The sequence below is a fragment of the Phormidesmis priestleyi ULC007 genome (assembly GCF_003003695.1).
In the GTDB taxonomy this organism is placed as follows: Bacteria; Cyanobacteriota; Cyanobacteriia; order Leptolyngbyales; family Leptolyngbyaceae; genus Phormidesmis_A; species Phormidesmis_A priestleyi_A.
This window is the reverse complement of sequence record NZ_PVWG01000004.1, coordinates 172,390-189,650: the sequence shown is the minus strand read 5'-3', so window position 1 is coordinate 189,650 and position 17,261 is coordinate 172,390. Positions and strand designations below refer to the sequence as shown.

Sequence of the window (17,261 nt, the reverse complement as noted above, 5' to 3'; positions counted from 1 at the left end):
TACCAAAATTATTACTATCAACTTTAGGCGGGATCAATCACAGAGTCGTAAATCGCGAGTTCTAGAGGTAAACCTAGAATGGGAATCGGAAGGTGCTGATCACCTGGCTCTGTATGATCGTATGGATGGATTCGTGCGCCTGGAGGTGGGTGCAACCAGTGAACTGCACTGGCTACTCCATCGGTCAACTCGGCAGCCCCTTCTGGTGATTGTAGGTTCAGGTGTTCTTGCCATAGATTAATGCGAAACCAGTGAGCGAGTCGGCAAGTCAAAATTTTGTCATTCGAGGTGTCATAGATTCCAGCGGCGATCTCACTGTCATGCGACCAACTCCGACGATTTGTATTCACTGACCCAATCACCGCAAATTCGTCGTCCATGATCCAGAGCTTGGCATGGATATAAGTATGGGGAATCAATCCTTGCTCAAACTGTCGTGAGTCCGAACCCGGTGGTTGTAAAGTAAAGACACGAACCCGATCTTGACCAACTGCCTTGAGCTTGCCAATAAACTCACGCCGATGATGTTGAACGAGGGGAAGATCACTAATTCTCCAGTGAGTCAGGAGAATCGTGAGATGCTTGATTTGATTCTGTTTTAGAGCAAAGGTGAGATCTTCGAGAACTTCAGGATTGCCAACAAAATATTGGTCTTCGGTATAAATAAATCGTTTTGCATTGCGAATTGCCCGTCGAATAATTTCTCTTGCGGTCGTTTCTCCATTGGGTGCAAACCCATAGTCAAGTTTGCCAAACGTTCGCCCAATTTGCACGATCTGCGGACCTGCTGAGGGCGGCAAAGCATTCAAGACAATTAGAGGGCCTTTTCCTCCTAGATTTGGGGGGCGATTGTGCTTCTGTCCTTCAGGGTGATCATTCCAGCGTTGAATAAAGGTTTGCAAAATATCTGCGGCAGCAGGACCTCGAATTCGGCAGTGGACATCGTGAAGAGGAGCACCTTTAGTGACGCTGGAGTCCTCCACTTTTGATTTCACGCGATCGGTATTAAAGTCGATTCCACCACAAAAGACAACTAACCCTTGTTCGCCCATCACACAGAGAACCTTCTGGTGCTGAGAGCCAAAATGTAGGGGAATAATGTTTTCTAAAATCGGTAAGATATCTTCATTACCACGTGAGTCAATGATGGCAGCTCCTTTTTCTAACTTGTTAATGCGATTGGCTTCGGCATTGTTCTGTAGGCTGAACTGCTGATCCCAAAACATTGCGCGAATCATCACCTTCTCATCCGAAGCTTGTTGCAGTAATGAACCCAGTGTGACACCGGGTTCATCATTCTTAAGTAACTCAAGTTTGTCCTCGACCCACCAATTCAGCAGATAAATAAAGTGTCCAGAAGTCGTTGCAGTTCGGATTGCTGCGACCATTTCTCCAAAAGTTTCTGGTGCATCAATGAAATATTTAACTTGATTCCCTTCGGTCACTGAAGGCTGTCCTGCTCCAGTCTTAAACCAAGAGCCTGAATCGTCATGAAACGAATCACCAGGAATGCGAAGGGTATTGCTGGCACCGATCGCAACTTGTGCTGTTCGATTTAGTAATCGATCGGGTGGATCTTGCGAATTTGGCGGAGTCAGTAAATTAGCTGCCATATTGTTCCCTCAACTTTTGTTGGGTTGCTGAATCTAGATTGCCCGTAGGTTCGATTCCATGAAGGGTCTGAAAGCGTTGTAATGCACGTTTTGTTTGATCATCCAAATTGCTATTCACTTGAATTCCGGCAAACAAACCCAGATTATTCAGGCGCGCTTTGGCACCGGTAACTTTGTTGGGTGGATCGAGATCTTGAAGCTGGAGATCGATGCTCCAAATGTCGATCACTAATTCGCCTGTCTGGAGGTTGCGGCGATGGAACAACTTGGAGTCAAGCAGTAGTTTACCTGTTATTGCATTCGATGGAATCCGTTGCTGCAAAATGCCTTGAACATTGGTGGAACCTGTAAACTCTTTGTCGGCGGCTTGAAGTCGATAGCTCGCGTTTTTCACAGGCTGACCCCGATCGTCAATCAAGCGCAGGGTTAAAATGCGTCCTGGCGTAATCGTAATAATGACTCGATCGCCATCTTTTTCGATATCCTGAATGCCTAGTTGAAATCCGCTATCTCGTGGTGATGCACTGACATTGGCTCCTTCAGCCCAGAACTTCAGTCCGTCTGGGGGAATCGTGCCGTTGGGAATAACTTGTGGGGTTGGCAAAGGCGTTTGCCCCGTTGCCGGAACTTCGTCTGCCTCGGCAAAAACCCGCACTTTGTCATTCATAGCAGTGAGTACCAAATTTCCAGTGAAAGTGGCTGGATTTGCTGGACGCACCATCAGCAGTGCTCTCTCATGCACATTGTTCGGATCGCGGATTTCCAGAGATCGTCCGGGATCGATTTTGGCAGCAGTGGAGAGCGGAACGGGATCAACTCCTGGCGCAGAACGGCGATCGCCAATCTCCAGCGTCAATTCCACCGCAGTCATAGTTGCCGTTTTTGGCGGCCCTACCAGCAAATCAACAGACGATAACGTCAACGTTAATTGGACATCATCTATTGTTGTACTCGGCGTTGCACCTTCGGCAAATAGGGGAACTCCTGCCGTTAACTGTGCGCCATCAAAGACGTTATCGGTGCCATTAAAGGTAATTTCTGTGTTGCCTGTCGCTGCTATAAAGAATCGGATTGCATTATTCGATCGCTCAAGTGTCCCCGCTCCAATAAACTCAGCATCCGTTTTTAAGGTGACAAGCTGACGAGCCGGATTGGTATAACTCTTTTTCACGACGACGATCGCTGACGTTAAGGTAATCAGAGGATTAACAGCAAACTGGCTTGGCGTACCCGATCGGATAATCACATCAAAAACTGCATCGCCGCTATCCAGCCGTTTGCAGACGACACTGCCTCGCCCGGTTGCCGGAGGTTTGGTTTTGGCGTGGGCAATTTGTGGCGGATGGGGCAATTCCACTTCCATTGTGTACACTCCGATCGAACTCTGATCGGGGTAGGCAAAGGTGCCATCCAGAGCGGTTTTGCCTTTGATCGGTTTGCCGCGATCGGGGCCACATTTGCGCTCACCATCCATGAACTTGCCATCGGGAGCAATCAGCACATATTTGATCTCGCCTAACGAATTGCCGTTTTCGTCTGAGATCGAGCCGCTGACTGTAATGGAGCCAGGTTCTACGGGTTCTACACACCACTCATCCGGGGCGAGAGTCGTGCTGCAATTTTGCTTGAGGAAGTCGCAACGTCGGGCATTGGAATCAGGCGTATTAGAACCGACACACCAACCGCTACCTACAGGGGGAGTCCCAGAGAGATTGAAGGTTACTGGAATCGGTTCCGGGCGAGGGAGGCGATCGGCGCGGACAAACAGAATCTCGGTGCGGCGGTTTGGTCGCCATGCTAGTTCCGGCGCACAGGCATCGATCGGCGTATCGTCAAGCGGATGTTGCTCACCACAGCTAACCCATTTCAACGGTTCATCGCCACAATTTCGGAAAAACTGGGCATCGGCAACGGCTTGGGGATCGAGACTCAAATATGCCTCAATCAGCTTCTCCCAGGTAGCATCGTTGACGACTCCAGTAGGAGGCAAACCCTTGGAAGTCTGAAAGTCCTTCACACCTTGGGTTGTCAGTGCATCGTGAGTATCTTTGACATTCCCCGGATAGAAGCCCAATGTCTGAAGCATGTACTGATATTGCCGCACATTCCAGTTATCTTTGACGGTGGGCTGCTGTCCATCTTGGGATCGCCGTAGCAGATTCCACTCTGTCAATGCCCCTGGTTGATCGCGTCCAGAAGTGAGGTAAGCATAAACGCTGCGGGCACGACGATCGCCCAACGACAAGTTGTAATTATCACGACCACTTTCATCGGTGTTGCCAACAATCAGCATTTTTTCATCAGCATGATGGCTGGCATAGTCTGCTACTTGCCGCAACACATGACGCATACAAGGTTCAACAAACGCTTTATCAAACCAGAAATGGACCACGAATTTTTTAGCAACATTCGTGAGCCGCTGCGGATTACGGCGCAGGGTAATGGTCACTTGGGTAGTCTGCCCACTCTGAACTACAGCAGTTGCCGAACCAGGCGGTAATTCTGGATCTGAGGGCACGATCGCTCTAGCCGTATAACTGCCGGGCGGAAAATCGGCTTCTGTCCAGATGTTATTAGCTCGATTTGTGAGGGTACGATCGAGAGTAGTGTTGTCCTCGTCCTGCGTTCCCTGCACTGTCAGCGTCACTTTGCTAAAGTCAAAGGTCGGTTCTCCTTCAACAGTCACTTCCACAATCAGCGTTGCCGTCACCGGATCGAGGCGTGGCGGAATGGGGGGTGGCGGCTCTTGGCGCGGTGCAGGAGCCGGAATGTATTCGCGCAATGTAAAGGCATACTCAAAGCGCGCAGGCTTTCCTGCCAGTTCGCGCACGCCCATCTCCTCAATGACTACCTGGTTAACCTGGGTGGCAGTGGCGATATCGGCAATGAAGTCTACGGGTTGAGCATCCCGGAATTTGTCGCGCAGATCTTTCAGCCCAGTTTTGACTTCGGCCCCTGTTAAGACCCCAGAGAGTTTGACCCAAGTGTTGCGTCGTCCCAAGCCCTGAAAGAAATCGCCTTCTAGCGCTGGTATGCTGTGCTGGGCAAGCGTCTGGTCTGCCTCAGTCTCAACTTTTTGGACTTGTTGTAGCTCAATGTCACCGAGGAGAGGACGTACCATAACGCTAGGCTGCCTTCAGTTTGTTCACAATCTCATCAATTTTTGCCAGGATGCCCGTAATTTTTTCTTTTGCCTTACTCACATCTTGTACAGTGCTGATCACTTTCTTGACATCTTCTAAGGTACTTTTTTGATCCGTTACCAATCCTTCAACCGCATCTAAGAGATTCGTCGTTGTCGTAAACAATTTGTCGAGATTCACCACACTGGAAATTTTGTCTTCCAATTCCTTCAGCGTCTTTTTAACCACATCCAAAACTTTCTGTAAGCCTTCGACGATCGGCGTTTTGATACTGGCAGGAATCGCGCTTAGAGCGGTTTTTACGGCAGAGTCATCCAGAATCTTGGATAGATCAGTCAAGGCAGAATCTAGTTTATCTAAAGCATTGTCAGCCATTAGAGAGACCTCTTGGGGGGTAAGGGTTTGGAGTTGAGCTTGTAGGGTGCGAACTTGAGTAGCTAATTCGTCAACCGTGGTTGAGAGCGTATCTGGGAACTCTGGTTGTGAATCTGGTTGAGTGAGGATGGGGGCGGGTGCTGTTGGCTCAGGTCGATCGACCACCGTTGTCTCTATATCGGCTCCCGGTAGAGTAGACGGCTCCCGATCGGGTGACTGGGAGAGCTGTTCACTAAACTGTTTGAAGGAGAACTGGAGAAAGAGAGCAACCGTTACGATCGCGACAATGACAGCAACTAGCTCAAATCCAACGTCCAAAATCTAAGATCCAAAATTGGTTTATTGATCGGGGGGCGAAGTCACGGCGGCAAGTCCTTGACGTTGCAGCGCATCATTAATTTCAGTTAACTGAGTGATAAACGGTGAAAGAATATCTGCAAAACCGAGTCCTGCTAAGATGTCGTCAATCCCACTCAAAGCATCGTCTAAAATATCGGTGTTTAGTGCCGACAAATCTTCTGGTGGTACAGGTTCAATATACTCGCGCAACGTCAGCACATAGGCATAACGCTGCGGTTTACCTGCCAAATCCTGCACCTGCAAGTTATCAATAATCACCTGATCAATGTTAGCTTCGGTGCTGATGTCGGCAGTAAAAGAGAGCGACGCACCCGCCTGGAATTTCTGGTTGAGTTTGGCGATCGTATCTAACGCCTCAGACCCAGTGGCAACGCCCCACAACAGTAGATAAGTAGGTCGTCGTCCCAGGTTTTGCAGTAAACTGCCCGACATACCGGGGGGCTTATGTTCTGCTAGGGTGCGCTTTTCGTGAGTCGTGATTTCCTGCACTTGTGGCAGTTCAATGTCGTCTAGCATGGGTTGCATAGATCACTCCTTCAAACATTAATTCCGTAACGTCGTGCTTCCTCATCCAAAATGCGTTTAATCTGACTTGCCAAGCCGTCAAGGTCTGCCTCTGGTATGGCTTCCTGTTGGGCGCGTTGTTGAATCAACGGTGTTGTCACTGAGGTTGGGGCTTCACTCGTTTGTGAAGCAACCAGGGGGGGTAGTGTTGGGGCAACAGCAGGCGGATCAATCCGCTCAAGTTCGGCGGCGGCTTGGTGCTTTTGACGCTCACTCGACGGTGACAGCATTTCTAGGGGAGAACGGGTTTGAGCATTCTGCCAGGGCGCAATCGCGGGATGTGATGGGATCATTGTCTGAGCTGAATCTTGCAGTTCAGGCAATGATTGAGGCTCGTGGGTTAGCAGCGATCGTCTCTGCGGTTCTGATTCAGACGTGCGATCGTAAGGACTGGAAACCGTCGATCGCGACGTTACCAAATCCGTTAGCAGATCTAAGGGTGCCGTTGTTCCTAAAGAACATAGCCAGGGATTGTTAGATAATTCTCGTTCTGAATGACTGGGCGATTCCTCCACTGCTAAGGGTTCAATTAAATTTTTCTGCTGCAACGGCTGAGATACCGGAACATTTAGATCATGAGACCCTGAGCGCAAAGAATCATCCGATCGTTGAATCAACTGTTGTCGCCAGCGTTTTTGATTTGTGTTGTCTAAGCAGACATCACGAGGTAGCTTGGGCAGTGACTTCGGAGTTGGCACAATGGGACTAAAGCGCTGTCGGGGAAGAATTTTAGACGTAGACGCACCCTGTGTTTTGGGTTCGCAGACGGGTTCTGGGAACGGTTTAGTAGGCGCAGGCTTCTGAACTAAACATTGCAGCAGATCAGCACTTGCCTGAGTCGGTAAACGCAACGGCTCGTAGGCAGAACAGGGAGTAAGTTCTGTCTGCGGTTCCTTTGGAGTTGTACTTAGCGCTAATCGCTCAGTGCGCTGTGGCTCTGTTGGCGATCGGCGGAGAAATCGTTTGGGCGGTGGACAATCGGGTTCAGCCGAAGGGGACAACAATGCCTGTTGAGCAGAGGGCACAGGGCGCGATCGCGTTACTGGAGGACGGGTTTCTGTGAGGCGGTCACTTCCCCCGGTAAGCCTGGACAAGCAACTCCCCCACAGCGGCTGATCCGGCTTCATCTGCAACAATGCCACCGATGCTATCCAGTGGCATTGTTGCGGTAACGCCTTAGTCCGCGTCGTTTGTTGTTGCAAGTCTTGCCGCCAGCGATCGGGGGCCCGTCCTGCTTGCAGCGCACCAGTACAGCGATGACTTGCTTGGAGTAGCTCCTGTGCGCTGTTCATGGGGTGTCACCATGACGACGAGCCATTTCTAGATAGAGCAGAATTTGCCCGATCGTCATACCGCTGACTTCTTCTGGAGTCCAGCCAAACTCCTTTGCCAGGGTGAAACACGCCCGTGCCAAAGGAGCCTGCACCAGTTCTTCTAACGCATCCTGTGGCGTATTAATGCCACTAATCGCGTTAATTTTCTGCACCAGAAAGCGCGCCAATCCTCCCGACAGCTTGGAGATCTGCTCCATTTTTAAAGCAGGTTCGACCAGTGCCTGCTGAATCATTAGTGCGGCTGACAAACTTTCGTCATCGCGGGCAGCTTTGCCAATCAGTTGCAAATCACGCACCGTTAGCGGCCGCAATTTCACCACTTGATTAGATGAACTATTGAGATTTAGCAGGTCAGCCGGAATTTCCACCTCATGGAGGAGCGAACCGCCTGCCAATAACTCTTCCGTCGTCAACATCATCGCCTATTCTCCTACTATGCGGTTGCTGTGCCGCCACCAAATTGTGGAACTAGCGCTGTGGGTTCACCACCGCCGCCACCTGCCGGGGCTTCTGCATCCACGATCCGAATCGAGACCGCTTTGAACGTGACATTTTCCATCACAAAGTCTTCTTCTGGCATTGAATAAGACCAGCTTTGAAATTTCACTTTCCCGACCTCTAGACTGACACTATTGCCCGGAAAAGCCGGATCTTTGAGCGCGATCGTCATGTTAAAAGTCGGCTGCACATAGGGATTAGCAATTTCATCAACCAGTGTGGGAGCAGAGCCTCGTCCTTGCAATAAGAACAGCATTGCGCCATTGATGTAGGCACGATCGATTTTGCCGCTGATGTGAATGTCACCTGGATGCAGCGAAACTGCGTGTCGTCGTCCAATTTCGTGGAACTCTTCGAGATCCGTTTGGACACAAATCTGTGCGCCTGTCACGCGCCCCACAGTTTGAACTTGGTAGGCAGTAATCACCAGGCTCGCGTCTTGACCTTCTGGGGTGTCTTCATTCGCCAGCGTCAACGTTCCATTAGAGCCAGTGTAAACATTGGTCAAGGCCATTGAATCGTCTCCTTATTCGAGGAACATAGTGACTTTGATGTAATCGATGCTGAAAGTGGGTCGCAGGGTCATCGTGACTTGCACAATGCCTTGACGCTCTTGGTCACGGGTGGCAGTCACACTCAGGTCATAGCTGACCAGTTTTTCATCGGTGACCATTTCAGCCAGAAAGCTATTAACTGTGGTGCGTAATGCGCCGCGTACTCGATCGTTGTTGAGCAAACCAATGTAGGAATTGGCTGCCGATCGCACCCCATATTTAGCAAAATCAACAATCCGACGGGTGGTAATTTGCGTCCAGGCAGTATTCGTCGAGGTCGTAACGCCTTTCACGACGCGGAAGCCTTGACGAGACTCTAGGGCTAACACACGGCTCTTCAACAGTTGGGTTAATTCGGCATCGCTATAGAGTTTTGCCAATCCCCCAACGCGCAGGGTTTTGTTGGTGGGGCTGAAGTGGGGCGGTAAGCCTGCTAGCAAGCCCGCAACGGCAGCAGCAGCATAGGCTCCGGGCAGCGACACTTCTACGGGCGGCGTAACTGCGTTATCCAACACTTTGATTCCTGGTGCGACGAAGATCAGGCGATCGCTAGCTAACGTATGTCCGGTTACGGGATCAGTTGAGTCGCTCGTATCCGCTTCGGCTTTGCTGCCCACTACGGCAATGCGATCGCGCTTGATCGTATCTGTAGATGCGTTCTGACAGTGAGCATCCAACTCATCGCCAAAACTATCATCCTGTCCGGCCGCAACAATAATTTGCACATCCTGATCGAGCAGCTTTTCTAGTCCTTCACTGTAGTTCGCGCCGTCCGCCCCATCATCTCCACCCAAAAATAGGGCGAAATCATCCTTTTTAGCGCCTTTCTTGGGTAATTCACTCGCTTTTGGATCAGTGATAGGAACTAGTAGCTTCGCCTGCACCCAAGCCGATTGGCGATTGATGTCATGCACTAGATCTTTAACGTCTACTGTGGTGTAGGACTCCTCGGCGCGTCCGAAGCGCAGTGTCACTTTCACAGCCTGATCGCTTTTGACCAAGTAAGCTGCTTCAACGGTATCACCCGCTTGCGGTTCTTCACCCGCAGGAAACGTGAGTCCGCCTGTTGCGGGGTCGATCTTCACAGCGCCGGAGACAGCACTCCCCGTATAAACGAGTTTGCGAGGTCGTCCATTCACCACAATTTGGTTTCGGGCATTGGGCACAACAGGTTTACGTTTGAGGGTCATTGCCGCGGCAACATCGATCTTTTCGCCGCTAACAAAGGCATCTTCGATCGCATCAAACACATTGATCGATAATCCATCTCCCCAGGTGCCTGCACTCTTTGCCGATAGCGTGATCGCATCCGTATCGGAAGTTGATTTAAGGGAGTAACTGGATGCTTTCGCTTTTGTTTCGTCTGCTACTCGCACAGCAATCACTGTTGTGGCACCGTTGTTATAGAGTTGCTCTAATGCTCGAACGAGGGTTAATTTACTTGCCCCATCATTCCAGGCATCGTAAAGACCAAAGCGATCGCGGGCTTCGGCATAGCTACCGAGAACTACGGGTTTGCCGATCGCTCCTTTGCTGGCAGTTCCAACAATTCCAACATTACCGACCGTGACCCGACCCGGCACGATTAACCCTTCAGGTCTGACCTCAATATAAACTCCTGGCAAGATCATTTCAGCCATATCTTTCCGTTATCCTCCTATAGGGGAGTGAGCGTGGATTCTCAAAACTAACTGGCTTGCAAATACACTACTGCAACCTGATCTAAAGGATTGTCCAAGGGAACAATCTCTAGCCGATCGTCAGCGCTGGCAAGTTGAACCGGGGGAGAAAAATCGAGCAATCGGGATTGATACAGGTCTGGAGTGCCATTGCTGTCCCAATCTCCGAGTGCGATCGGAGTTCCTTCACTCTTGAATGCAGCGAGAAACGCACTCACAGACGCGAAGGTGATTTGCCCGTAACGAGTGGCTGGATTAGCTCCAGCGATCGCCGCGAGAAAGGCTGTCAGCGTGGGGTAACTGTCGGGTGAACCCGATGCCCCATCGAAGGTACGAATTAGGGTAAGACTGCCACTCGGCAACGGTTCGGGCAGATACGCTAACGCAGAGAGACGAGCTAGGGTGGTGCGTCCTTGCAGCCGCAGCGTTGGAGCAGATTGGTTATCCCAGCGCACCATACGATCGGTGACGACAGTAGACTCGTTATACTCACTGTTGGCGGCGATCGGAATGCGAGCAATCAAGCTCTCTGCTCCATCGCTGTCTTGGAAACGGAACTCATAAAGCACCTTATAATCGCAGGTTTTATGCCACCCATTCAGAACAGCATCAAATTCTGCTAACGAGGTTTCTGTCGCGTCGAGACGAAGAAACCCCAATCCGCGCAAGGTTTGCTTTGCGGCTAACAGTTGTTCATGCAGATTCTGAATGGCAGTGTTGACTCCATCGGGCTGACTTGCCCACACCTGAAAGCGCACTATCGCATCTAGACGGCTACCTTTCACGGCTGCCACCATAAACGATCCACGGATCTCATTGCCGACGCGGTTTCCCAATCCTACTGCCCGTTCTACGACACTTACCACAGAGACATTAGGAGCCGGAACTGACGGCGTGGGTGAGGGTAAAAAGTCTCTAAGAACACTCAACATCTCACTTAACATAGGTCGATTCCTGCTCTAAGAACTGGTTGCCTAATCGAGCGCGCTTTGTATAAATTTACAGTTGACATTGCCATTGCAGTTTCAATTGCCATTAGTTGACAAAGTGTGTCCAACAATCTCAGCGCTTTTATAACTGTGATGTTGTCTGTATTACGTTTTGATTCTCAGCTAACAACTCAGGTTCTGACAGTACCCGATCGGGTAGCTTTCTACTGGGTGAGATTGTTGTGCCAAAACTCTCTCGCTGAAGGAGATCTCTTCAGCTAAGTCAAGCCATTTTCAGTCCTATAGAACAATGGCACTACTAGGTGTAATTATGATAGGTCATCAATACCAACAGACTCAATATTTCTCAAGCTCATGACTCTTGACGGAATTATGTAGAGCAGCAAACCGTTGGAGCGAGTGTTAGAAGCGACACCTGATCTAATGATATACACTCAAGACTTGCGATCGATTAAACTCAGTTTCTAGCTTTGCAGCGGAGCATCTAACTAGTAAATACAGTCCTATTACTAACATAACCTTATCTCTTCATTCTTTCTTGGTATATTTCTTAACATCTTTGAGTAATTCTCAGAACTATTCTCTAGAGAGCCCTGCTAACAGCGATTTTAAGCGGCGACGGAGGCGATCGACGGCGGTTGCAACAGGCTCATTCGTAGCGCCAAACGAGTCTGGAATCGGATGCGCCCGATAATGTAATCGACTGGCTGCTTTTGATTGACTGGTGTAAACCGCAGCCATTAAGGGTTGAGATATTGCTTTTGCGCGTCACCTGGGTACTTGACGCACCCTAATCTCTCTGTTAAGTTCAGAGTAATCAATTTTTGACTGACCTATCCTCTATGTCTCACAACACGTTTTTCTTTTTTTGGCGCGACGCGGTTCACTTGGGGTGAATGTCGTTCGTTGTGAGCGCCCCAGTGAACCGCAGGCTAACCTCTGCGGTTTTTTAATGTCCTATTCAGTTTCATTTCCTCTGATGCTTCACCTCAATTCCTGGCAATTTGGATTCTATTTTTTTACCCCAGCCATTTCCGGGTGAAGCTGTCGTGCAAACGTTCGTCAAGCCCGGAACTTAAAGGTTTCGGGCTTTTTTATTATCTAGGAGTTCATGTCATGAAAGATGCAAAATTAGTCGCTAAATCTCAATCTAACCAGAACACGATCGTTCATCTCTCTGATCAAGTGGCGATCGGTGGGCAAAAAATCGTCATGATCGGCGGCCCTTGCACAGTCGAAAGCCTGACGCAAATGGAAACGGTTGCTCGTCACCTCCAGTTTGCGCCTGTTCAAGCTTTGCGAGGCGGCGTTTATAAACCTCGTACGTCACCCTATGCGTTTCAGGGCATGGGAATCGAGGGGCTAGAGATTTTGGCTACGGTGAGCCGCCGATACAATATGCCCGTAGTGACTGAAGTGATGGCGATCGCGCAAATCGAAGAAATTGCCGCCTATGCGGATATGCTGCAAATTGGTAGTCGCAATATGCAAAACTTCGATTTGCTGAAAGCGGTTGGGCAAGCTAATAAGCCTGTTTTGCTAAAGCGAGGATTGGCGGCGACGATCGAGGAATTTGTGATGGCAGCCGAATATATTGTCAGTCACGGCAACCCCAATGTCGTGCTGTGTGAGCGAGGCATTCGTAGCTTTGACTCTTACACTCGTAATGTGCTGGATCTAGGAGCCGTTGTTGCGCTCAAACAAATTACGCACTTACCCGTCATCGTCGATCCGAGCCATGCTGCCGGAAAGCGCGAACTGATTGCTGATTTGTCTCGTGGTGCGATCGCGTGTGGTGCCGATGGTCTGATCATCGAGTGTCACCCTCACCCCGAACAGTCTGTCTCCGATGCTCGTCAAGCGCTGACTCTCGATGATATGGTGCGTTTAGCGGAGAGTGTGAAACCCGTGGCAGAGGCGATCGGGCGGCAAGTTTATGAATCAGCACGATCGCAGTTAGCGATCGCTTAAACCCACGAAAAATGGAGTCCTATATCACCGTCAGTTCGACGAGTTCTTTCGCTTCGTCAAGAGCGGCTTCTGCCCCCTAAATCCCCCATTCTGGGGGACTTTGAACCGGAAGTTTTGGCTTGAAGTCCCCCAAATTGGGGGATTTAGGGGGCTTCCCGAATTCACAACCGGAGCAACCCGCTTCTGTCGAACTGACGCTAAATCACCGTCCCGTCGGGAATCAGCCCATTTTTTAACACCACCACAATGCCACTGCGAATGTAGAAGCCTTGATTTTCTCGATTGGCTTCTTCAACGCGGTCTTTGTTGACAATGTGAACATTGCAGCCGATGCGGGCGTTTTTATCGACAATGGCCCGTCGGATTACGGAGTCTCTGCCGATGCCTAACGGAACTTGAGGATCGTCACAAGCGAGTCCTGATTCCCGTTCGGCATAGTCTTCATAGAAGTCAGCCCCCATGATTAGCGTGTCTTCGATCGTAGCTCCGCCCTCAATTCGCGATCGCACTCCTAACACTGAATGGCTAATGCGGCAGTCTTTGAGAATGCAGCCTTCGCCGATTAACGACTCGGTGATTTTGCAGTCAAAATATTTGCTGGGCGGCAGAAAGCGATGGCGGGTATAGATCGGCGCTTTGTCGTCATAGAAGCTGAAGGGAGGGTTGGGCTGTTGAGTCAGCGCCAAGTTTGCTTCATAGAAGGCTTCGATCGTCCCAATGTCAGCCCAATAATCGTTAAACAAAAACGCTTGAATGTTGTGCGTTTTAGCAGAAGCCGGGATAATCTCTTTGCCAAAATCAGTTTGATCAAGATCTTGCCGCAGCAGTTTCATTAATGCCTCTTTTTTAAAGACATAAATGCCCATCGAAGCAATATAAGGATTTTCTTGCGCTTGCTCTGCGGTCAGCCCTAAAACTGTAGTATCGACCTGCATGTCTTTGAGCGCGTCGCCTTTGGGCTTCTCGCTAAAGTCGATGACTCGCCCTGCCTGATCGATCTTCATCAAGCCAAAATCAGACGCACGACGCTCATCCATCGGCACGACTGACAGCGTAACATCAGCACCCGTATCGCGGTGACGCTGCACAAACTGGCGATAATCCATCCGATATAAGTGATCACCAGAGAGAATTAAATATTCATCCACATCCCACTCTTGAAACAGCCAATCATATTGGCGCACCGCGTCGGCAGTGCCCTGAAACCAGTTGGGATTTTCAGGAGTTTGCTGGGCGGCTAAGACTTCGACAAAGCCATCGTTAAACCCAGACGAGAAATTGTAGGCTCTGGTGAGGTGTCGGTTGAGAGAAGCAGAGTTGAATTGAGTGAGAACGTAAATCTTAAAGATTTCTGAATTAATGCAATTACTGACTGGAATATCAATCAAGCGATACTTTCCGGCGAGCGGCACCGCAGGCTTTGCACGTTGCTTCGTTAATGGGTAGAGGCGAGTTCCGGCTCCACCGCCTAAGATGATTGCTAATACTTTTTTCACAAAGAAACCTCGTTGCTGCCACTTCAACTCCCATCAATAGTGTCTGTCTGTATGGTGCCGTTGACAAGGGGTAAACAGAAGAAGATTGTCAAGGGGGATCACAATCCAACGTGAATTCGACGACTTCGTTACCAGTCCATTGCGCCCCCTAAATCCCCCAAAATTGGGGGACTTTGAACCGGAAATTTTGGCTTGAAGTCCCCCAGAATGGGGGATTTAGGGGGCAGAAGCGGCTCTTGACGAAGCGAAAAAACTCGTCGAACTGACGTTAATCAAGGCAGCATCCGGGATCAATTCTTTTTTCCCTGCTAGCTTAAGGATAAAAAATAGAGAGGACGATCGCTGCTGTGACTGACCCAACCAAAACCCCAGACCTCCTAGCTCGAACGTCTCTCTTTGCGCTTGCCGTCGAACTCAGAGCGCGCATGACTGGCTTCTCAGGCTGGGAAATGCCTGTGCAATTTAGCGGCATTGGGCAAGAACATCAAGCAGTTCGCACGGCTGCTGGCATGTTTGACATCTCGCACATGGGCAAGTTTGCGCTCAAGGGCAAAGATGTTTTGAGTCAAATCCAAACCTTGGTGCCGTCTGATCTCAGCCGTTTGCAAATCGGTCAGGCTCAGTACACGGTTTTGCTGAATCCTGAAGGTGGGATTATTGACGATCTGATCTTCTATTACCAGGGAATTTTGGATGGCGATCAGCGCTGGATGATCATTGTCAACGCTGCTACCACGCTGAAAGATAAAACCTGGATGCTCGAACATCTAGATCTCAGTCAGATGAGCTTTGAAGATTATTCGCTCTCTAAAGCGTTAATTGCCGTGCAGGGGCCGGATGCCGTACGACATCTGCAAGCATTGGTAGACGCTGACCTCTCTCCCATTAAAGCCTTCGGACATTTAGAAGCCAATGTTTTGGGTCAGCCCGCGTTTCTGGCGCGCACAGGCTACACCGGGGAAGATGGGTTTGAGGTAATGCTTGACCCAGAAGTCGCGATCGAGCTTTGGCGATCGCTCCTCGCCTCCGGTGTGACTCCGTGTGGTTTGGGCGCACGCGACACCCTGCGATTAGAAGCGGCGATGGCACTTTATGGGCAAGACATCGACGACACCACCACGCCTCTAGAAGCCGGATTGGGCTGGCTGGTTCACCTCGACACCAAAGGTGATTTTATCGGGCGATCGGCGCTTGAGCAGCAAAAAAAATCTGGGGTCACCAAACGGCTAGTCGGGCTGCAAATGCAGGGTCGCAATATTGCCCGTCATCATTACCCAGTGCTGCACGACGGTCAAGCAGTCGGCATCGTCACGAGCGGCACTCTTGCCCCGACGGTGGGATGCGCGATCGCGCTGGCCTACGTTCCGATCGCGCTGGCTCAGGTGGGGCAATCTGTCGAAGTTGAGATTCGGGGAAAGAATTATCCGGCGATCGTGGTCAAGCGACCGTTTTATCGAGCCAAAAAAGTCTAACTTTTAGGAGGTCGTATGTCTCTCACAGTTGAAGATTTAACAGCGTTGCAGGCAGATCATCCCGATTGGCGGATGGAGCTAATCAAGGGAGAAATTGTGGTTATGAGTCCATCAGGCTATGAGTCAGATGAAGTGGCAGCCGAAGTGATCCGAGTTTTGGGAAACTGGGTTAGACCCCGAAAACTAGGACGGATCGCGGCTTCTAGTGCCGGGTTTCGGTTGCCCAATTCAGACCTGCGGGCCCCAGATGCTTCCTTCGTGCTGGCAGAACGACTGCGCCGTAGCCCCAAGTCTTTTGCTCAACTCGCCCCAGATCTGACCGTAGAAGTCAAGTCTCCGACCGATTCTTTAGAGGCGATTAGAACCAAGATTCAAGAGTTTTTATCGTTGGGAACGAGAGTGGGGATTTTGATCAACCCTGACGATCGTACTGTTGAGGTTCATCGATCTGAGCAAGCGATCGTCACGCTTCGTGATGGCGATGTGCTGACCGTTCCCGATCTGCTTCCTGGCTGGGAAGTGCAAGTCGTTGATCTATGGGCACCAGAGTTTGATTAGCTGAAAAACGTGCGGGCAAGGGTAAGATTTTGAGACAGGCTGAATTTAGCGATCGAGTACCCATTAAATAGCGATGGAATATCCCGAAGATCTGAAATATCTCGACACTCACGAATATGTACGACTTGAAGGCGAAATTGCCACTGTGGGCATTAGTGCCTTTGCGATCGATCAACTCGGTGACATTGTGTTTCTAGAGTTGCCTGACGTGGGCACTGCGGTCGAAAAAGGGGAAAGCTTTGGCACCGTTGAATCGGTCAAAGCGGTCGAAGATTTAAAGTCTCCCGTAACGGGCACTGTGATCGAGAGCAACGCCGCAATGGTTGACGCGCCAGAGCAGCTTGCAGACGATCCTTACCTTGAAGGTTGGCTGCTCAAAATTCGAGTCAACAATTTTGACGATTTGGATGATGCTTTAACGGCGACTGATTATCGTGACCAGGTTGAAGGCATTTAGTAAATTGCGGGATAATTGAGTAGGGGCAATCCCCCGGTGGTTGCCCGCCGTCAGGGGTAGGCACGGGGGTGCTACCTCTACAGCTATTTCATTCCCGCATTCTGCCACGCCGATTATTAATCAACGATCACTGTAACTTAACGTGAGTTCGACAAACGCGGTTCGCTCCGATGATGAATTCGGGAAGCCCCCCTAAATCCCCTAAAATTGGGGGACTTTGAACCGGAGATTTTGGCT

At 50.2% G+C, this 17,261-nt stretch carries 15 protein-coding genes; 4 read left to right on the top strand and 11 right to left on the bottom strand.

What is annotated here, in order from left to right:
• Positions 1-23: 23 nt before the first annotated feature.
• The 10 genes from C7B65_RS06065 to C7B65_RS27675 form a co-directional block, all read right to left on the bottom strand.
• Entirely contained in the window at positions 24-1,613 is a 1,590-nt protein-coding gene (locus C7B65_RS06065) for a phospholipase D-like domain-containing protein (protein WP_073070681.1), read from the bottom strand.
• Entirely contained in the window at positions 1,603-4,734 is a 3,132-nt protein-coding gene (locus tag C7B65_RS06060; protein WP_073070680.1) for a peptidoglycan-binding protein, read from the bottom strand. Before C7B65_RS06060 ends, C7B65_RS06065 begins: the two co-directional genes overlap by 11 nt.
• A gap of 4 nt (positions 4,735-4,738) precedes the next feature.
• A complete protein-coding gene (locus tag C7B65_RS06055; protein ID WP_073070679.1) occupies positions 4,739-5,449 on the bottom strand; it encodes a hypothetical protein in 711 nt (236 codons plus the stop codon).
• 21 nt (positions 5,450-5,470) lie between these two features.
• Positions 5,471-6,016, bottom strand: a complete 546-nt coding sequence (locus C7B65_RS06050; protein ID WP_073070678.1) for a hypothetical protein — start codon at positions 6,014-6,016, stop codon at positions 5,471-5,473.
• Between the two features lie 11 nt (positions 6,017-6,027).
• Positions 6,028-7,347 (bottom strand): hypothetical protein, encoded by a 1,320-nt coding sequence (locus tag C7B65_RS06045; protein ID WP_073070677.1) that lies wholly within the window; start codon positions 7,345-7,347, stop codon positions 6,028-6,030.
• A complete protein-coding gene (locus tag C7B65_RS06040; RefSeq protein WP_083582807.1) occupies positions 7,344-7,808 on the bottom strand; it encodes a hypothetical protein in 465 nt (154 codons plus the stop codon). Before C7B65_RS06040 ends, C7B65_RS06045 begins: the two co-directional genes overlap by 4 nt.
• Positions 7,809-7,822: 14 nt before the next feature.
• On the bottom strand, positions 7,823-8,401 hold the full coding sequence (locus C7B65_RS06035; RefSeq protein WP_083582805.1) for a hypothetical protein: 579 nt from the start codon (positions 8,399-8,401) through the stop codon (positions 7,823-7,825).
• A 12-nt stretch (positions 8,402-8,413) separates the two neighbouring features.
• Positions 8,414-10,081, bottom strand: a complete 1,668-nt coding sequence (locus tag C7B65_RS06030) for a phage tail sheath C-terminal domain-containing protein (RefSeq protein WP_073070676.1) — start codon at positions 10,079-10,081, stop codon at positions 8,414-8,416.
• Positions 10,082-10,128: 47 nt separating this feature from the next.
• Positions 10,129-11,064, bottom strand: coding sequence for a hypothetical protein (locus tag C7B65_RS06025; RefSeq protein WP_073070675.1), 936 nt, complete (start codon positions 11,062-11,064; stop codon positions 10,129-10,131).
• 582 nt (positions 11,065-11,646) lie between these two features.
• Complete coding sequence (locus C7B65_RS27675) at positions 11,647-11,811, bottom strand: hypothetical protein (protein WP_181314344.1); 165 nt, start codon at positions 11,809-11,811, stop codon at positions 11,647-11,649.
• Positions 11,812-12,186: 375 nt separating this feature from the next.
• On the opposite strand from C7B65_RS27675, the gene aroF reads away from it, so the two are divergent.
• The gene (aroF, locus tag C7B65_RS06020) at positions 12,187-13,041 is read left to right on the top strand and encodes a 3-deoxy-7-phosphoheptulonate synthase (protein ID WP_073070674.1); all 855 of its coding nucleotides are present in this window, start codon (positions 12,187-12,189) and stop codon (positions 13,039-13,041) included.
• A 197-nt stretch (positions 13,042-13,238) separates the two neighbouring features.
• Here the strand turns inward: aroF and C7B65_RS06015 are convergent, their stop codons facing one another.
• Positions 13,239-14,537 (bottom strand): glucose-1-phosphate adenylyltransferase, encoded by a 1,299-nt coding sequence (locus tag C7B65_RS06015; RefSeq protein WP_073070673.1) that lies wholly within the window; start codon positions 14,535-14,537, stop codon positions 13,239-13,241.
• 347 nt (positions 14,538-14,884) lie between these two features.
• Here C7B65_RS06015 and gcvT point away from each other — a divergent pair, with 347 nt between their 5' ends.
• The 3 genes from gcvT to gcvH all read left to right on the top strand — a co-directional run bounded on the left by gcvT (position 14,885) and on the right by gcvH (position 17,024).
• Positions 14,885-16,009, top strand: a complete 1,125-nt coding sequence (gcvT, locus tag C7B65_RS06010) for a glycine cleavage system aminomethyltransferase GcvT (RefSeq protein WP_073070672.1) — start codon at positions 14,885-14,887, stop codon at positions 16,007-16,009.
• 15 nt (positions 16,010-16,024) lie between these two features.
• Positions 16,025-16,567 carry a Uma2 family endonuclease gene (locus tag C7B65_RS06005; RefSeq protein WP_073070671.1) on the top strand — a complete coding sequence of 181 codons (543 nt, stop codon included), beginning with the start codon at positions 16,025-16,027 and terminating at the stop codon, positions 16,565-16,567.
• 73 nt (positions 16,568-16,640) lie between these two features.
• Positions 16,641-17,024 carry a glycine cleavage system protein GcvH gene (gene gcvH / locus C7B65_RS06000; protein ID WP_317615807.1) on the top strand — a complete coding sequence of 128 codons (384 nt, stop codon included), beginning with the start codon at positions 16,641-16,643 and terminating at the stop codon, positions 17,022-17,024.
• Positions 17,025-17,261: the final 237 nt, after the last annotated feature.

Coding starts and splice junctions, on each gene's coding strand:
- C7B65_RS06065 (WP_073070681.1), bottom strand. CDS start 1,613: ATGGCAGCTAATTTACTGACTCCGCCAAATTCGCAAGATCCACCCGAT.
- C7B65_RS06060 (WP_073070680.1), bottom strand. CDS start 4,734: ATGGTACGTCCTCTCCTCGGTGACATTGAGCTACAACAAGTCCAAAAA.
- C7B65_RS06050 (WP_073070678.1), bottom strand. CDS start 6,016: ATGCAACCCATGCTAGACGACATTGAACTGCCACAAGTGCAGGAAATC.
- C7B65_RS06045 (WP_073070677.1), bottom strand. CDS start 7,347: ATGAACAGCGCACAGGAGCTACTCCAAGCAAGTCATCGCTGTACTGGT.
- C7B65_RS06040 (WP_083582807.1), bottom strand. CDS start 7,808: ATGATGTTGACGACGGAAGAGTTATTGGCAGGCGGTTCGCTCCTCCAT.
- C7B65_RS06035 (WP_083582805.1), bottom strand. CDS start 8,401: ATGGCCTTGACCAATGTTTACACTGGCTCTAATGGAACGTTGACGCTG.
- C7B65_RS06030 (WP_073070676.1), bottom strand. CDS start 10,081: ATGGCTGAAATGATCTTGCCAGGAGTTTATATTGAGGTCAGACCTGAA.
- C7B65_RS06025 (WP_073070675.1), bottom strand. CDS start 11,064: ATGTTAAGTGAGATGTTGAGTGTTCTTAGAGACTTTTTACCCTCACCC.
- C7B65_RS27675 (WP_181314344.1), bottom strand. CDS start 11,811: ATGGCTGCGGTTTACACCAGTCAATCAAAAGCAGCCAGTCGATTACAT.
- aroF (WP_073070674.1), top strand. CDS start 12,187: ATGAAAGATGCAAAATTAGTCGCTAAATCTCAATCTAACCAGAACACG.
- C7B65_RS06005 (WP_073070671.1), top strand. CDS start 16,025: ATGTCTCTCACAGTTGAAGATTTAACAGCGTTGCAGGCAGATCATCCC.
- gcvH (WP_317615807.1), top strand. CDS start 16,641: ATGGAATATCCCGAAGATCTGAAATATCTCGACACTCACGAATATGTA.